This window comes from Micromonospora inaquosa (genome assembly GCF_003857055.1).
Classification (GTDB): domain Bacteria; phylum Actinomycetota; class Actinomycetes; order Mycobacteriales; family Micromonosporaceae; genus Micromonospora; species Micromonospora inaquosa.
Map to the genome: position 1 here is coordinate 1 of NZ_QGSZ01000138.1, position 14,601 is coordinate 14,601.

17 protein-coding genes and 2 pseudogenes are annotated in these 14,601 nt (G+C 69.3%); 7 read left to right on the forward strand and 12 right to left on the reverse strand.

Annotated elements, in window-relative coordinates:
- A pseudogene (locus DLJ59_RS05100) lies at positions 1 to 489 on the forward strand (helix-turn-helix domain-containing protein); the annotation flags it as partial.
- A gap of 6 nt (positions 490 to 495) precedes the next feature.
- Here DLJ59_RS05100 and DLJ59_RS05105 read toward each other — a convergent pair.
- On the reverse strand, positions 496 to 1,542 hold the full coding sequence (locus tag DLJ59_RS05105; protein ID WP_425271389.1) for a fatty acid desaturase family protein: 1,047 nt from the start codon (positions 1,540 to 1,542) through the stop codon (positions 496 to 498).
- A 271-nt stretch (positions 1,543 to 1,813) separates the two neighbouring features.
- Here DLJ59_RS05105 and DLJ59_RS05110 point away from each other — a divergent pair, with 271 nt between their 5' ends.
- Genes DLJ59_RS05110 through DLJ59_RS05120 form a run of 3 tightly spaced genes read left to right on the forward strand, consistent with a single transcriptional unit; the run spans position 1,814 to position 2,993 of the window.
- Positions 1,814 to 2,047 carry a hypothetical protein gene (locus DLJ59_RS05110; protein ID WP_124771350.1) on the forward strand — a complete coding sequence of 78 codons (234 nt, stop codon included), beginning with the start codon at positions 1,814 to 1,816 and terminating at the stop codon, positions 2,045 to 2,047.
- Between the two features lie 50 nt (positions 2,048 to 2,097).
- A complete protein-coding gene (locus DLJ59_RS05115) occupies positions 2,098 to 2,529 on the forward strand; it encodes a phage holin family protein (RefSeq protein WP_124771351.1) in 432 nt (143 codons plus the stop codon).
- On the forward strand, positions 2,526 to 2,993 hold the full coding sequence (locus DLJ59_RS05120) for a DUF3618 domain-containing protein (RefSeq protein ID WP_124771352.1): 468 nt from the start codon (positions 2,526 to 2,528) through the stop codon (positions 2,991 to 2,993). Before DLJ59_RS05115 ends, DLJ59_RS05120 begins: the two co-directional genes overlap by 4 nt.
- Before the next feature lie 127 nt (positions 2,994 to 3,120).
- Here the strand turns inward: DLJ59_RS05120 and DLJ59_RS05125 are convergent, their stop codons facing one another.
- Positions 3,121 to 4,194: a glycoside hydrolase family 43 protein gene (locus tag DLJ59_RS05125; RefSeq protein WP_244235828.1), complete on the reverse strand. Its 1,074-nt coding sequence runs from the start codon at positions 4,192 to 4,194 to the stop codon at positions 3,121 to 3,123.
- 217 nt (positions 4,195 to 4,411) lie between these two features.
- Here DLJ59_RS05125 and DLJ59_RS05130 point away from each other — a divergent pair, with 217 nt between their 5' ends.
- Entirely contained in the window at positions 4,412 to 4,753 is a 342-nt protein-coding gene (locus DLJ59_RS05130; RefSeq protein WP_208648558.1) for a GlsB/YeaQ/YmgE family stress response membrane protein, read from the forward strand.
- A gap of 138 nt (positions 4,754 to 4,891) precedes the next feature.
- Here the strand turns inward: DLJ59_RS05130 and DLJ59_RS05135 are convergent, their stop codons facing one another.
- The 7 genes from DLJ59_RS05135 to DLJ59_RS05160 form a co-directional block, all read right to left on the reverse strand.
- Positions 4,892 to 5,314 carry an SHOCT-like domain-containing protein gene (locus DLJ59_RS05135; protein WP_124771354.1) on the reverse strand — a complete coding sequence of 141 codons (423 nt, stop codon included), beginning with the start codon at positions 5,312 to 5,314 and terminating at the stop codon, positions 4,892 to 4,894.
- A gap of 11 nt (positions 5,315 to 5,325) precedes the next feature.
- Positions 5,326 to 5,583: a hypothetical protein gene (locus tag DLJ59_RS05140; protein WP_124771355.1), complete on the reverse strand. Its 258-nt coding sequence runs from the start codon at positions 5,581 to 5,583 to the stop codon at positions 5,326 to 5,328.
- Entirely contained in the window at positions 5,583 to 5,960 is a 378-nt protein-coding gene (locus DLJ59_RS05145) for a DUF2089 domain-containing protein (RefSeq protein WP_208648559.1), read from the reverse strand. Before DLJ59_RS05145 ends, DLJ59_RS05140 begins: the two co-directional genes overlap by 1 nt.
- 71 nt (positions 5,961 to 6,031) lie before the next feature.
- Positions 6,032 to 7,036 carry a DUF6357 family protein gene (locus DLJ59_RS05150; RefSeq protein WP_425271391.1) on the reverse strand — a complete coding sequence of 335 codons (1,005 nt, stop codon included), beginning with the start codon at positions 7,034 to 7,036 and terminating at the stop codon, positions 6,032 to 6,034.
- Positions 6,924 to 7,295 (reverse strand): DUF6357 family protein, encoded by a 372-nt coding sequence (locus DLJ59_RS38220; RefSeq protein ID WP_425271390.1) that lies wholly within the window; start codon positions 7,293 to 7,295, stop codon positions 6,924 to 6,926. Before DLJ59_RS38220 ends, DLJ59_RS05150 begins: the two co-directional genes overlap by 113 nt.
- A gap of 4 nt (positions 7,296 to 7,299) precedes the next feature.
- Positions 7,300 to 7,953, reverse strand: a complete 654-nt coding sequence (locus DLJ59_RS05155; RefSeq protein WP_124771356.1) for a hypothetical protein — start codon at positions 7,951 to 7,953, stop codon at positions 7,300 to 7,302.
- A 122-nt stretch (positions 7,954 to 8,075) separates the two neighbouring features.
- Entirely contained in the window at positions 8,076 to 8,741 is a 666-nt protein-coding gene (locus tag DLJ59_RS05160) for a TetR/AcrR family transcriptional regulator (RefSeq protein ID WP_124771357.1), read from the reverse strand.
- 101 nt (positions 8,742 to 8,842) lie between these two features.
- Here DLJ59_RS05160 and DLJ59_RS05165 point away from each other — a divergent pair, with 101 nt between their 5' ends.
- A complete protein-coding gene (locus DLJ59_RS05165; protein WP_124771358.1) occupies positions 8,843 to 9,760 on the forward strand; it encodes an SDR family NAD(P)-dependent oxidoreductase in 918 nt (305 codons plus the stop codon).
- An 88-nt stretch (positions 9,761 to 9,848) separates the two neighbouring features.
- Here DLJ59_RS05165 and DLJ59_RS05170 read toward each other — a convergent pair whose 3' ends face one another.
- Complete coding sequence (locus DLJ59_RS05170) at positions 9,849 to 10,568, reverse strand: DsbA family oxidoreductase (RefSeq protein ID WP_124771359.1); 720 nt, start codon at positions 10,566 to 10,568, stop codon at positions 9,849 to 9,851.
- Positions 10,569 to 10,683: 115 nt separating this feature from the next.
- Between DLJ59_RS05170 and DLJ59_RS05175 the strand changes: the two genes are divergently transcribed.
- Entirely contained in the window at positions 10,684 to 11,115 is a 432-nt protein-coding gene (locus DLJ59_RS05175; protein ID WP_124771360.1) for a winged helix-turn-helix transcriptional regulator, read from the forward strand.
- A gap of 5 nt (positions 11,116 to 11,120) precedes the next feature.
- Here DLJ59_RS05175 and bla read toward each other — a convergent pair.
- A pseudogene (gene bla, locus DLJ59_RS05180) lies at positions 11,121 to 11,840 on the reverse strand (class A beta-lactamase); the annotation flags it as partial.
- 54 nt (positions 11,841 to 11,894) lie between these two features.
- Positions 11,895 to 14,513 (reverse strand): rifamycin-inactivating phosphotransferase, encoded by a 2,619-nt coding sequence (rph, locus tag DLJ59_RS05185; protein WP_124771379.1) that lies wholly within the window; start codon positions 14,511 to 14,513, stop codon positions 11,895 to 11,897.
- Positions 14,514 to 14,601 lie beyond the last annotated feature (88 nt).

Here is a 14,601-nt window from a genome sequence, read left to right on the forward strand (position 1 = left end):
GGGAGGGCGGTGGGTGGGACTTTGCTGGTGCAGGCCGCATTGGCCGCCGCCGGCTGCGGTGAGCATCGCCGCGCCGACGAGCTGACCGAGCGGGCCGCAAGGACCGCCGCTGGCCTGAGGGGATACGACGACACGCACCGCACCAACTTCGGGCCGATCGTCGTCGAGCTGACGCGGGTGCTGGTGGCGGCCCAGTGGGGTGACGCCGATGCGGCGCTACGAAGGCACTCGACGGTCGTTCGGCGGGAGGCGTGGCGGCGGTTGCCGGCCGAGTATCGGGGCGCGTACCTGGTGGATGTCGCGCGGGCGTACCTCCAGGTGGGTGACCTCCGTGGGGCGGCGCGGGCGCTGGTGGACGCGGACAGTGTCGCGCCGGCTGAGGTTCGGTGCCGGGCGTTGGCGCGTACCGTGATCGCCGAAATCGCCCGCGCGAACCCGGCGCCGGCCGGCGTGGCGCGACTGGCGACGCTCGTCGGCCTCACCCGCTGACCAGTCTCAGCGGTTGCCTGGTCGGGTCGATGCGGTGCCCATTGCCCGTAGGTGTGCCAGCCCTTGCGCCCAGGACTGAATGAGGGTCGTTTCGTGGTAGGCAATGTCGTGTTCCGCGCAGAACTGGCGGATCAGCGGCCGGGCGTGGGGGAGGTTGGGTCGGGGCATGCTGGGAAAGAGGTGGTGTTCGATCTGGTAGTTGAGCCCACCGAGTAGTGCGTCCAGGAACGGGCCACCGCGCACGTTGCGGGAGGTGAGGACCTGTCGGCGTAGGTAGTCGAGGTTGTCGGCCTCGGTCAGGATGGGCATGCCCTTGTGGTTCGGGGCGAAGGAACTGCCCAGGTAGAGCCCGAAGAGGGCCTGGTTGACCAGGATGAACACGATCGCCTGCGGCACGCTCAGCACCAGGAACACGGCCCCGAGGTAGCCGGCGAAATGCAGGACGAGCAGGCCAGCCTCGGTTCGTCGGCGCCTGAGTCCGCCGCGGGTGACGACCGCCCGGACGCTGGCGGCGTGCAGGTGCAGACCCTCCGCCAGCAGCAGGGGGAAGAACAGCGCCGCCTGGTGCCGGACGAACAGCGCCCCCAGGCCGCGCTGCGCCGCAGCTTGACCCGGGGTGAAGGACAGCGGCGTCACGGCGAGGTCGGGGTCGCGGCCTTCGGTGTTCGGATTCGCGTGGTGCCGGTTGTGCTTGTCAACCCACCATCCGTAACTGATCCCGGTCACCAGGTTGGCGCACACCAGGCCGACCACGTCGTTCGCCCGGCGGGAGCGGAAGATCTGCCGATGCCCGGCATCGTGACCGAGAAACGCCAGCTGCGCGAGGAGCACCGCGACGCCGGCCGCGGTAGCCGTCTGCCACCACGACGACCCGAGCCGCACGAACAGCACGCCCATCAGTACGAGACAAGCCAGGACCACCGTCACCCGGGCCGCGTAGCGGCGGGGTCGTCGGTCGAGGAGACCCGTGTTTCGAACCAGGCGGGAAAGGTCGGCGTACTCACTACCCCGGTCGCTGCGGGTGCCAAGCTCCGTATCACTCAACGTCGCCACTCCTTGTCAGCCACGCCCATCAGCTCGTCGGCTCCGCCGTCAGCCATGACCAGGCGCATGCGCAACTTCATCGGTGGTCCGACAGGGATCGAACAAGCAAACCGCCGCTGATGGCCCAGTCTTCCTCACAGCCGCGTCTTCGCAAGAGGGAACCGGCGACTGATACGCGAGCAATGCTCGCCCTCGTGTAAGTCTGCCGATTGCCTGCGGGCTTCGTCCGGCGAGTCCGACAATCAGCCCTATGCAGCCACGTGGGATTCGGGGGGTAGTCATGGCACGCAAGAGAAGGTCCACCGCGAGGCAAGCACTCATCCTCGCCTTCGCGGCCGGGACGCTGACCGGAGCGGCGGGCATGCTCACGCTGCGACGTGCCCGGCAGGAGGGTGACTTCCCGAGAGGTGCTGACGCTGGACAGCTCGACGAGAGCATCGCCGCGCCGCTCGGCGGGCGTTTCGACGCCTCGCCTCAGGGACCCGTGAGCACGCCCGCGGCGCAGCACGGCTGACCCGGGCAGCCCCGGGGCCACCGCGGTGTGCGAGAGAGATGAGAGTACTGATGTCAGAACGGCCTAGCGGCAAGCCCGGCGCCGCGTCTGCCGACACGCCGGTCGCAGAGTTGGTGCAGCGCGCCACCGAGCAGATCACCCGCCTGGTGCGCGACGAGCTGACGATGGCACGGGCGGAGATGACCGCCAAGGGCAAGCGCGCGGGCGTCGGCGCGGGAATGCTCGGCGGCGGCGCGATACTCGGCATTTTCGCCGGCGGGACCGCCGTCGCCACAGTCGTGGTGCTCCTGGCCGCGATCATGCCCGACGCTGTGGCCACCCTGATCGTCACCGTGATCCTGGCCATCGCCGCCGCCATCGCCGCCCAACGCGGTAAGAAGCAGGTCAGCCAGGCCATGCCCGCCACGCCCGCAGCCACCATCGACAGTGTGCGAGCCGACGCCGAGACGATACGTGGCGCAGCGGGTCGGAGGCAGCCATGAGCACGCCATCCGGAAACAGCGACCAGACCCGCCGGGACATCCAGCAGACCCGCGCGGAACTCGGCGAGACCGTAGCGGCACTGGCCGCCAAGACCAACGTCAAAAGCCGTGCGCGCAGCAAAGCCACCACCGCCGTCGGTGGACTCCGAGGGCGGGTCACCGAGGCCGGGCAGTCGGCGAAGACCAGAGCGACGCAGCTCGCCCGCACGGTGAGCCAGAAGGTCTCCCAGCGTGTTACCTCGGTCGAGCAGAAATCACAGCACACCATCGGCGCGATACAAGGCTCGGCGAAAGCCGGCGCGCAGACCACCGGCAAGGCGGAGTCGTCAGTGGTCACCTCCGCTCGCGCTATGACCACCAAGATCGGCAGCTCGGTGCGCACGCAACCCTTACCAGTCCTCGCCATCACTGGCACTGCCGCGACCCTCGCGGTCATCACCTACCGACACCGCCGGTCCCGATAGACGATTCGGTACGGCGGCCCGCGGCGATGGTCGGCGGGAGGCATGGCGGTGGTTGCCCGCGCGCAGCCGCCGCTGGCCGGCGTGGCGCGACTGGCGACGGTGGTTGGCCTGACCCGCGATGGGCGGATCACTCGAAGAACTTGAGGCTGAACCCGGTGTCGGCCGTCGGGCCGGGCACGTTGGCACGGCGGTAGGTGGTGTTGCCCCACCAGCAGAACGTGCCGGTGTACCAGTACCGGTTCGCCCACGAGTACGCGGTGCCCTTCGGCACGGCGTGGAACATCAGCGGGAACCTCGGCCCGGCGGGTGGGCTCGTGGCGATGTCACCGTTGAGCAGCACGAAGCTGTGGTGACCGGGGCCGTTCACGTGCAGGGTGGGGTCCCAGCCGGTCATCATGGTGGCCCGGTTCGAGCCGAACAGGCAGCCGTTCGACTTGTACCAGCCCCACACGTACGTCGGGTCACCGCCGGCGCGCAGTCGCAGGTCGGCGAGGCAGTACTGGTCACTCCAACTGCCGTTGGCGGAGTAGACGATGTGGAGCTGCCCGTTCGGGTCCCTGATCGCTTCGGGGGACTCGTTGATGAACGGGTTGCCCACCACGCGCTCCCAGCTCTCGCGCGGCTGGGAGATGACGTACCGGCTGCCGGTCGGCGTGAGCGGGTCGCTCATCCGGCTGAGGTAGATGTTCTGCTCGACGTTGGTGTCGCCGGCCCAACCCGACCAGACGAACCACCGCTGCCCGTTGAAGGTGAACAGGCTGCCGTCGATGGCCCACTTGCCACCGGGCAGCGCGAGCTGCCGCTCGGCCGTGTAGCCGCTGGCCGGTGACGCCGAGTGGATCGCGTACATGCGGTGGGCGCTGCCACGCCCGGCTGAGAAGTAGATGTAGTAGCGGCCACCATCGGTGACGATCTCCGGGGCCCAGACCTCACCGAGGTTGCGGCCGTCCGTCCACACCTGCCGCGCGGTCGCGGCGGCCAGCGCGTCCGGGGAGGCCGCCTGCCGGACGGCGATCCCGCCGTTGAGCGACTGGACGGAGATGTAGGTGCCGCCGACGCGGATCACGCTCGGGTCGGCGGCCCGCAGGCCGGTCTGCCCGGCCGCCGCCGGCGCAGCGCCGACAACTGACAGACCGGTGGTGAGCACGGCGGCCAACAGGGTGGAGAGGAGTCGCGGAAGGGTTCGACTGTCGGCGTTCACGATCGGGATTCCTCTCCTCGACGTGAGCTGGCCGAAGGTCGGACCCGGATCGGGTCGGCCAGCCGTCATGCACCTCCGGGAGCAACGACTGATATCGATAGATTAGGTCAGGAGTCGACGAGCCGCAGCGTGGTTGCCGGCCATTGCGTCGGCCGGGGTTTCCGGGAACGTGAGAATCGGGCATGTATCTCGGCACTGCTGGAGGGGAGAGACGGCAATGCTGGTTACTGGTTATCTCGGCGCGGTGCTCATCGGTGCCCTCATTGGACTGCTCGGCCGACTCATCCTGCCGGGGAGGCAGCGGATCGGTTTCTTCGCCACGTTCGTCATCGGCGTCGGCTCGGCGGTGCTGGGCACCGTGGTCGCCAGGGCGCTCAATATCGACGACGGAGCCGGCGTGCGGGTGTGGGTGCTGCGCTGGGACTGGGTCGTGCTCGCGATCCAGGTCGGCGTCGCGATCATCGCCGTGGCGCTGGCGAACATGCTCACCTTCACCCGGCTCGCCGGCGGCGACGAGACGCCCCGTCGGCGGCCGCGTCGCAGCAAGGCCAAGAGCTGAAGCACCGTGTACCGGCGTGGGTCCCCATCACTGTGGACGCGCGCGACAGTCGATGTGGCACCAGTGCCGACGCATGGTCATATCTGGGTTTGTCGGTGTTCCAGCACCTTTGCGAGGGGCCGTACGATCGGACGGCGGCTACTCGCAGAAGACCCGCACCGTGGCATCGGGGGAGTCCACCTCCACCGTCACGTCGTCGAGGTGCTCCACGAGCGCCTCCAACTGCTCGGGCTTGAGCTGCGTCAGGTCGATCGGCACGCCCGAGTCGCGGAGTGAGGCGTTGGCCTTGACCAGGGCCTGCGGCGGGACCAGCGCCGCCAGCCGTACGCCGGCTCGCAGCAGTTGCAGTGGCACCCGCACGTTGACCCGTGACGGCTCGCCGTTGTCGGTGGCGTCCACCATCACCCGGAGGTACTTCACCTTTCCCTTCGGCCGGGCGTCGTGACCGGCCACCGTCGGTGCCTGACCCCGTTCGAGGGCGGCGATGAGCTGCTCCGCCTCCTCGGCGGTGATCTTGCCGGAGGCCAGCATGTCGAGGATGTCCTTGCGTTGTTCGGTCATGTGAACCTCTCCTATCGGATAGCCACGAGCACGGCCAGGCGGCCCTGCTCGATGTCGAAGCGGGCGCCGGGCAGCGCGGCGATGACGCGCCAGCCGGCGCCGAGAGCCCGCACCACACCGATGCGGAACACCAGGCAGGCCACGATCGCCGCGAGCACGACCAGGACCACGACCGGAAAGAGCAGGAGCGCCACGGGGAGCACCGGAACCCAGAGGCGGAGGGGTCGGCGGTCCGGGCGGTTGACCTTGATGGTCACCAACTGCGGCATCACGACGGGCCGCCCAGCTCGGCCAGCGCCTGCTGTGCGGTGATCTCACCCCGGCGCAACCGGTCGATGACGTCGACCCGCGACGGCGCCGGGTCGGTCTCGACGAAGTCGAGCATCTGCGTGATCCGGTTGAGCCGCGACTTGATCGTCGGGTAGCTCACCCCGAAGATGCGTTCCATCTCCTTGATCGAACCGTGGCAGCGCACGAACGCCATGACGAAGACCTGGTCCTCGACGTTGAGCTGAGCCAGCTGCGGCAGCTCGAACTCGCCCTCGATCGCGACGCCGTTGCTCGCCAGGCGCACCCGCTCGACGACGAACGGCTGCCCCCGCGTCAGGCTGGTCAGCTCCTGCCAGTCCATCGTCTGTTCTGTCATACCTAAAGTTGTATCTTAAGAATCCTAAACTTCCAAGAGTGGGATCTTAATTTTCTTAAGGTCGACGTCTGTCAGGTGTGGCGCGACTGGCGACGCGCGCGCTCGACCTCGGTGACGTCCGACATCCAGGGACCGTGTTGGTCGAGCGCGGCGCAGCCGCCGCTGACGAACGCGCTCACCAGGCGCCGGTATCCGCCGATCCCGTCGACCAGGCGGTACTCGACCTGATACTGCGGATCCGAACCGGCCTCCCCGTGTCGCACAGTCGTGATCCGGGCGATGGAGTCCGCGTAGAAGTGCAGCTGGATCCCCTCGCCCATCTCCTCGTCCTCGATGGTGAACACCTCGTTGTCGCCGGCAGAGCGGTCGGCGACGAACTCCCAGAACTCGGCGGAGGCAGTGCGAGGACCGTCCCGCAGCCACTTCTTCTCGCTGCCCTTGTCGTCGGTGAACGTCAGGGCCGTCTTGCGCGCACTCGCATCGAGGTCGGCGTGGTTGCCGGCGGGCTCCTCGTCGTCCTCCACCGGGGTGCTCCGGGAGCGGTCCGTGGCCTCCGAGCACATCAGAAAGCTCACCGTCCGCACCGCGTCATCGACGAGTTCGGGGTACGCGCGGCGAACGGCCGCGTCGACAGTCGCCGCCATCCGATCCCAGTCGCGCTTGTCCGTGGCCCGTTCACCCCGCCGCGGATCGAGGCCGATCCGCATTCCGGCGCACGCCTGCTCAGCGGTGGCGATCACCCGCATGACCTGGGGCAGCAGCGCGGGGTCGACGGCATCGGGGCTCCGCCGTGGAACCGTCGCGCCATGCAGATACTGGCCCGTGTACCGCAGAATCCCAGTGTCGAGTGGTCCGAGGGCTACTCCGCGCTCGGCGCGACGGCGGTCCGCGTGATGCTCCTGAGCGCGGTTCTCGTTCGCACCCTCCGTCGCCGCGCGCATCGCCTGGTAGACCTGACCGCGTTCAAGTAGATGGATGTCGGCGCCGTGGGCGACGAGCCGGCTCCGGTCCCATTGGATGCGCCGAAAGAGCGCGTCGACGTCGGCGGGCGGGGCGAGCAGGACCGGGTCCAGCAGCGCGACGGGCGGCGTTCTCGTCGAGCCGGCCCTGGGCTCCGGCGGCCTCGCACAGCGGAAGGACCGCACTCCAGAGCAGCAGGTGTCTGGGCAGGTCCTCCCGGATCACCGCAAGGTGGGCTTCCCCGATCGGGAACGTGAACGCGCGAGGCTCATGGTTGGCGTCGGCCCCGGCGGCGAGCATCAGCTTCAGCCCGCCGGCCGCACGGATCACGGTCGGGATCCATCCGCTGCCACGCGTGAAAACGACGTCTCTCATCTGTTCACGACCACCGAGCGCATTCGGCGTCGAGGCGCGGGTCGGTGCGTACCCAGACTTCGCCACCGGCGGCCTCAGCCGGGGCGTCGACTCGTTCGAAACCAAGGAACTCGATCAACTGGAGCAGTTCGGCTCGTTCGGCTCGGTCATCGTCGACATCATGCGAGTCGAAGAAGACGTAGTACCTGTCGCTCGGGTCGACGATGCCGGAATCCGCCCAGATCCGGCCGACTTCCTCGATTGCCGCTGCTTTCGTCGTGAAGGTGGCGGCGCGGGCGGCACCGCGGGTCTCCGGTGACGCGTCGAGGTTGGAGAGGTCGGAGAACCACTGGCCGAAGTGGTCGAGGCCGGCGTAGCCGTTCTCGAAGAACAGCATCGCGCTCGGAAGGTAGCGGTTGGGTCTGTCGACCCGAAGGTGTTCCGACCGAGGGTGGTCCGCATCCGCGATCCGGGAGATCACCCCCAGACTGGGCATGAGCACCAACCTCTGCCTCGCCGCTTCGTCGGTGACGGTGTAGGTGTCGGATTCTCGGCCCCGGAAGAACGCGGAGAACGCTACGTAGGCCTCCTGAGGGTCGCCCACCGAGACGTGGTGATCGTTGCCATCGCCGACAGCGAAGACGAACTGCTTCGGGCCGGGTTTGTAGGGGCGGGCCATGTGCGTCCTTCGCTCAGGTGTCAAAGCTCCGGCAGAGTAGTGGATCAGAGCGACATTCCCGCCGCCCTGATCATCGGTGTGCTGCGTGCGGGCGAGTTGATCTCGCCGGCCGGCCTCGGAACTCAGGAACGCGGCAGCATGCCCACGAGTGAGGTGATGATGGCGAGCCGCAGGGCTGCCCGCAGGTCGACATGGTGGACCGCGAGCGCCGGCTCGGACTCGTAGACGGCGAGCAGGCTCGGCGGCGGCGAGGTGTAGGCGGAGAGCGCACCAGCCATGATCAAGGCGTGCAGGCAGAACACCTCGGCGTGGTCGCCGACCTCGGGCAGGTGCCGCCGGATGAGGTCGGCCATCACCGCGAGGTTGCCCAGCGCGGCCCGCTTGTGTCGGCGGACCACCTCGACGGAGACGTTGTGTTCGAGCACCCCGCCCTGTGCGCCGAAGAGATCGCAGAGCACCGTCTGGGCAGCGAGTGACCGGCTGAGCGCGTCGGCCGTCTGCTCCGCCCGTTCCGCTGCGGGCCGGCTCAGGTCGACCCCGTGGGCCAACTCCTGGTCCAGTTCGCCCAGCCAGGTCGTCGTCCGGTCGTCCAGCAGGTCGAGCAGGATCGCCTCGCGGGACTCGAAATAGCGCAGCACCGCCGTCTTGGCCAGGCCGACCCGACGGCTCAGCTCGTTGAGGGTCACCTCGGCCACCGGCATCTCGTCGAGCATCGCCGAGGTCGTCTCCAGGATGGCCCGGCGCCGGACCTCACGCTGCTCCTCGCTGCGCGCCCGCTGGAACGTCATGACATCAACCCTATCTTAGGTACCGGCGGTCCCTTGACAGGGTACCGTCGGTACATTACCGTTCGAACATAAGTTACCGGCGGTACATTGGGGAGCCTGAGATGAAGTGGACCGAGCAGCAGATTCCGCGCCAGGACGGCCGGGTGGCAGTGGTCACCGGTGCCAACACCGGGTTGGGCTTCGAGACCGCCCGGCGGCTCGCCGAGCGTGGCGCGTCGGTAGTGCTGGCCGTGCGCGACACAGCGAAGGGCGAACTGGCCGCCGCCCGGATCAACGGCGACGTCTCCGTACGGGAACTGGATCTGGCCTCGCTGGAATCGGTGCGCGCCGCCGCTGCCGGCCTGCGCGCCGCCCACCCGCGGATCGACCTGCTGATCAACAACGCCGGTGTGATGTACACCCCGAAGCAGACCACCCGCGACGGCTTCGAGATGCAGTTCGGCACCAACCACCTGGGTCACTTCGCGCTCACCGGCCTGCTGCTCGACCTGCTGCTGCCCGTCCCCGGCTCAAGGGTGGTCACGGTCAGCAGCACCGGTCACCGTATCCGCGCCGCCATCCACTTCGACGACCTTCAGTGGGAACGTTCCTACAGCCGGGTCGGCGCCTACGGCCAGTCGAAGCTCGCCAACCTGATGTTCACCTACGAGTTGCAGCGCCGGCTCGCCGCGCACGGCACCACCGTCGCGGTGGCCGCACACCCCGGCATCTCCAACACCGAACTGGTCCGCAACACCCCGGCGGTCGTCCGCCGGCCGATCACCTGGGTCGCCCCGGTGATCACCCAGCCTGCGGCGGCGGGCGCGCTGCCCACCCTGCGGGCCGCCACCGACCCGTCCGTCCTCGGTGGGCAGTACTACGGCCCCGACGGCCTGGGTGAGGCGCGCGGTTACCCGAGACCGGTCACCTCCAGCCCCGAGTCCTACGACCTGGCCGTGCAGCAACGTCTCTGGGCCGTCTCGGAAGACCTCACCGGCGTGCGGTTCCCGCTGGAGCGGGCAGCCGCCACGGCGACCTGACGATCCACTCGCGTTCACGGAAGTCGGGGTGTCCCCGCGCCAAGGACACCCCGATTTCATGAAGCCCGAGTCGCATCGACTGAGCGGCTCAGCTGGCGCGGTCCGGCACCGCGCACCCGTCCGGTGCGCACATTCCCTCGGCGGCACCGACGACCGGCAGCGGCTGCGGCGTCGGGTGACTCTCCGCCCACGCCTTGTCGATGACTGCGAGCAGGTCGTCGAGGCCGATCGCCCCGGGCACGGCGAAGCGGCCGTCGAAGACGAGGAACGGCGCGCCGCGTGCCCCGAGGCGCTCCGCTTCGCGCTGGTCGGCCGCCACCCGGGCCCGGTAGCGCCGGCTTCGCAGGGCCTCGGCGGCCCCGTCGCGGTCCAGTCCCACCTCGGCGGCGAAGCCGAGAACCTCCTCGACGGTCCACAGTTTGCGGGCCTGCCCGAAGTGCGCCCGGAACATCGCCGTCCAGATCTCGCTGCCGCGACCCTGATCGGTCGCGTAGGCGAGCAGTTCGTGGGCGAAATCCGTGGGCCCGAGCGTGCGGTCCACCGCGTGGTAGGGCGTCAGGCCCTCCGCCTCGGCCGCCCGCTCGATGGGCCGCAGGACCCGGTCGACTGTCGTCGCGGGAGCGCCGGCCATCGTGATCAGCTCCCGTTGACTGACACCCGTGCGGGGCAGGTCGGGGTGCAGCTGGAACGACCGGTGGATCACCCGCACCTGATCGCCGTACGGGAGCCGGTCCAGGGCCTGGTGGAGCCGGTGGTCCATCAACCCGCAGTACGGGCAGACGATGTCCGACCAGAACTCGATCTTCATGGCGCTCCTCCTCGATTCTCACTTCTTGTTCGTAGCGCCATGATGCATCAGAATCGGAGGGCCACAAAAGGTACATTCATGTGCGTAGCGCGGGCTGCGCGGAGAGGTGGCGGGGATGAGCGCGGGAGACCTTCGGCGCAGGCGCACCAACGTCCGGGCGAACGTCCGGGCCGCTCCGGGGCCCTGCGCGCACTGGAACGACCAGGACGCCGACTTCATCCGCGAGGTCCTGGACCTCGTCGGCGACAAGTGGAGCGTGCTGATCATCGGCACGCTCGCCGACGGCCCCGTCCGCTACTCGGACCTGGGCGACGCGATCCCCGGCATCTCCCAGCGCATGCTCACGCTGACGCTGAAACACCTCCAGCGCACCGGCCTCGTCACCCGGACGTCGTACCCCGAGGTGCCGCCCCGCGTCGAATACGCCCTCACCGAGCTGGGCGGGTCACTGCTCTCCACCGTTCTGGCCCTGGCGGCCTGGTCCGCCGACCACCATGCCGAGATCCGCCGCCACCAGACGGCGTACGACAGCAGCGACGCGACCTGACCGCCTCATGCCCCCAGTTGGGCGACGACCACCCTGGTGGCCTGGGCGGTGAGGGCGTCGTCGGGGGTGGCGTCCTTCTTGCCACGGGTGGACAGCACCGCGAGCACGATCGGGGCCCGGTCGGGCGGCCAGATCACCGCGATGTCGTTGCGGGTGCCGTACCCGCCGGTGCCGGTCTTGTCACCGACCACCCAGCCGGCCGGCACCCCGGCGCGGACCAGCGTCGCGCCGGTGGTGTTGCCCCGCAACCAGCCGCGCAGCACGTCACGGTCCGCCGGTTCCAGCGCAACCCCCACGGTGTACGCCCGGAGGTCGCCGGCGAGCGCCCGCGCGGTGCTGGTGTCCCGCCTGTCGCCAGGTGTTCCCTCGTTCAGCGCGGTCTCGTGACGGGCGGCGTCGGTGACCGTGTCGCCGAGCGCGCGCAGCTTCGACTCGAACCCCGCCGGCCCGCCGAGGTGACGCAGCAGCAGGTTGCCGGCCGTGTTGTCGCTGTGGCGCACGGCGGCGTCGGCGAGGGCGCGAAGGCTCATGCCCTCGCCGACGTGCTTCTCGGTGATGGGGGAGTGCGTCACCAGATCCCGCGCCGAATACCGCACCACCCGATCCAGTTGGGCGTCGGTGGCGCCGTCGAGCACCTCGGCGGCGGCCAACGCCTTCCAGGTCGAGGCGTACGCACCGCCGCTGCACCGCACCAACGAGACAAGGGTCGACGCCGTGACCACCAGGGTCGCCAGACCTCGGACAGAGGCAGCCATCTGTTGTTCCTCCTGTGCCGTCGGTCAGGGCAGGATCTCGACGTACCCGTCACTGCCGTGCACGCGGATCCGCTGCCCATCCTGAATCAGCCGGGTGGCGTCGAGCACGCTGACGACCGCCGGCAGGCCATACTCCCGCGCGATCACCGCGCCGTGCGTCATCAACCCGCCGACCTCCGTCACCAGGCCGGCGATGCCGACGAACAGGGGCGTCCAGCTCGGGTCGGTGTGCGCGGTGACGAGGATGTCACCCGCTTCGAGATCAGCCTGCGCCATGTCCAGGATGACGCGGGCGCGCCCTTCGACCGTCCCGGCGGACACCGGCACACCGGCCAGCGCGCCGGCCGGCACGTCGTCGCGTCGGTACGCCCCGGTGATCACCTCGCCGTCCGAGGTCAGCACCCGGGGCGGGGTGAGCGCCTGGTACGACCGGAACTCCTCCCGACGCCGCCGGATCAGGTCGTCATCCACCTGCCGTGACCGGACGACCTCGTGGAACTCCTGGAACGTGAGGTAGAAGACGTCTTCGGTCTCGGTGAGCACGCCGGCCCGCACCAGGCGCTCGGCCTCCGCCAACAGGGCCTGCTTGTAGACGAAGTAGCGGCTGATGATGCCGTACTTCGGGTACTCCCGGTAGCCGATGAAGGTCCGTACCCGGTCGATCATCCGCGCGGTCTCGTCGGCTTTCTGCTCTCCGTCCGGCAACGCCCGCAGGCGCGTCAACACCTCCTGCGCCTTCTGTTGCGCCTGCTGCCGGCCCTGCTCGAAGCGTCGCCTGGCCGCGCCCCGCTCGAAGAGCTTGACGTTGTCGAGGAGCACCGGCACGAGCGTGCTGGGGTGTTCGCTCCACCGCGGCCTGGTGATGTCGATCTCGCCGACGCAGCGCATGCCGTACCGGTCGAGATACGCCTCGATGGCGGCGCGCGCCTCGGCCCCGCCCGCGACCTTGGGCAGCTCGTCGAGGAAGTCGTCGTCCGCGACGCCGTGCAGGAACGCCACCACCTCCGGATGCGGACGGATCACGTCGGCGACGTCGAGCAGCGCCAGCCCCATCTCCGAGGTGATGTTGCCGGGGGCGGAGAGGGTGAGGGTGTCCGCGGCGTTCTTCTCGCCCAGCCATTCGTGCAGCCGGTCGTTGAGCCACCAGGTGGCCTCCATGCCGGCCATGATCGCCTGCATGTTCAGCGGATCGGCGAGGACCCGCTTGTGCTCCTGGAAGGCCTCCAGCAGGAAGTCGAAGAGCGCCGTACCGGTCACCGTCGCGATGTCGTGGCGCAGGGCGGCGATGGACGCCTCGCTGCGCTCGATCAGCTCGGACACGATGGCCGGATCGGTCTCGATCGACGCGCCGCCGGTCGTCAGCCTGGCCGGACCACCACCGTCGCCGCTCGGGAGCGTCGTCGGAACGAAGTCCGGGCGGTCGAGGAGCGTCTCCAACGCGTCCTTCGTCAGCGGATCGGACTTCGCGACCATCTCCAGGAAGCCGGCGCGGCTCGTCGGCGAGGCCAGCAGCCGGGCGGCGTCGACGAACAACCTCCCGCCGGCCTCCCGCATCGCGGCGATGGCCGTCAACTGCCACATGGAGAGCCCCAGTGGCCGCATGGCGTCGGTCATCATCTGCTGGTGACCGACCGAGAGGTAGACGTGGTTCTCCTGGTCATCGGCCGTCGGGATGGGGAACAGCGTGGTGATCGGTCGGCTCTGCACGATCTGGAAGTCGTCGTCGACCAGGCACCACTCGATGTCCTGCGGGCGGCCGAAGTGCTCCTCGATCCGTCGCCCGAGCCGCACCAGCCGTACGACCTGCGCGTGCGTCAGCGCCGGCTGGTCCTGCCGCTTCGCGTCGATCACCACTTCCCGCGTTCCGCCGCCGGGCACGGCAGCGACGGCCCGCTGTTTGACGGCGACCGACCCGGCCACCACCTCCCCGTCGCGCACAGTGAAGATGTCCGGGTTCACCAGGCCGGACACCAGGGCCTCGCCGAGGCCGAAGCTGGCGTCCACCGTCGCGACAGTCCGGTTGCCCGTCACCGGGTCCGCCGTGAACAGGATGCCGGCCGCATCCGGAAGAACCATCTGCTGTACGACGACAGCCATCTGGACAGTTTGGTGGTCGATGCCGTTGCGCAGGCGGTAGCTGACGGCCCGCTCGGTGAACAGCGACGCCCAGCACCGGCTGACGTGCCGCAGGATCGCCTCCGGGCCCACCACGTTCAGGTACGTGTCCTGCTGCCCGGCGAAGGACGCGGTGGGCGTGTCCTCCGCCGTCGCGCTGGAACGCACGGCGTAGGCGGCCTGTTCGCCGAACCGGGCGAGCGCGCCGGTGATCGCGCCCGCCAGGTCGCCCGGAATCGGGGTCTCCTCGATGCTGCGGCGGATCTCCGCGCTGAGCGTGCGAATCGTCTCCGGGTCGTCCAAGCTCAGGCGCGACAGCTGTTCGAGCCGATCGTCGACCGCCGGCACCTGCTCCATGACCTGCCGGAAGGCGGCCGTTGTCACGCAGAACCCGGCGGGCACCCGAATGCCGTCGATCCGGGTCAGCGCGCCCAGGTGAGCGGCCTTGCCGCCGACGATCGACACCTGCGTCTCGTCAACCTCTCGAAGATCCAACAGCGGTACCCGGTCGCCGCCGCCACCGCCCATCGACAACCCACCCACGTCGTGCCCCCGTTGCCTCGTTCGCGCTGGTCCGGCCGCCGATTCTGCGCCACGACCGGGGTCTTGCGGCAAG

What these genes read in the sequence shown, in the direction of transcription:
- DLJ59_RS05110 (WP_124771350.1), top strand. Translation starts at nt 1,814, where the DNA reads ATGGCACGCAAGAGAAGGTCCACCGCGAGGCAAGCACTCATCCTCGCC.
- DLJ59_RS05115 (WP_124771351.1), top strand. Translation starts at nt 2,098, where the DNA reads ATGTCAGAACGGCCTAGCGGCAAGCCCGGCGCCGCGTCTGCCGACACG.
- DLJ59_RS05120 (WP_124771352.1), top strand. Translation starts at nt 2,526, where the DNA reads ATGAGCACGCCATCCGGAAACAGCGACCAGACCCGCCGGGACATCCAG.
- DLJ59_RS05130 (WP_208648558.1), top strand. Translation starts at nt 4,412, where the DNA reads ATGCTGGTTACTGGTTATCTCGGCGCGGTGCTCATCGGTGCCCTCATT.
- DLJ59_RS05135 (WP_124771354.1), bottom strand. Translation starts at nt 5,314, where the DNA reads ATGACCGAACAACGCAAGGACATCCTCGACATGCTGGCCTCCGGCAAG.
- DLJ59_RS05140 (WP_124771355.1), bottom strand. Translation starts at nt 5,583, where the DNA reads ATGCCGCAGTTGGTGACCATCAAGGTCAACCGCCCGGACCGCCGACCC.
- DLJ59_RS05145 (WP_208648559.1), bottom strand. Translation starts at nt 5,960, where the DNA reads ATGACAGAACAGACGATGGACTGGCAGGAGCTGACCAGCCTGACGCGG.
- DLJ59_RS38220 (WP_425271390.1), bottom strand. Translation starts at nt 7,295, where the DNA reads ATGAGAGACGTCGTTTTCACGCGTGGCAGCGGATGGATCCCGACCGTG.
- DLJ59_RS05155 (WP_124771356.1), bottom strand. Translation starts at nt 7,953, where the DNA reads ATGGCCCGCCCCTACAAACCCGGCCCGAAGCAGTTCGTCTTCGCTGTC.
- DLJ59_RS05160 (WP_124771357.1), bottom strand. Translation starts at nt 8,741, where the DNA reads ATGACGTTCCAGCGGGCGCGCAGCGAGGAGCAGCGTGAGGTCCGGCGC.
- DLJ59_RS05165 (WP_124771358.1), top strand. Translation starts at nt 8,843, where the DNA reads ATGAAGTGGACCGAGCAGCAGATTCCGCGCCAGGACGGCCGGGTGGCA.
- DLJ59_RS05170 (WP_124771359.1), bottom strand. Translation starts at nt 10,568, where the DNA reads ATGAAGATCGAGTTCTGGTCGGACATCGTCTGCCCGTACTGCGGGTTG.
- DLJ59_RS05175 (WP_124771360.1), top strand. Translation starts at nt 10,684, where the DNA reads ATGAGCGCGGGAGACCTTCGGCGCAGGCGCACCAACGTCCGGGCGAAC.
- rph (WP_124771379.1), bottom strand. Translation starts at nt 14,513, where the DNA reads ATGGGCGGTGGCGGCGGCGACCGGGTACCGCTGTTGGATCTTCGAGAG.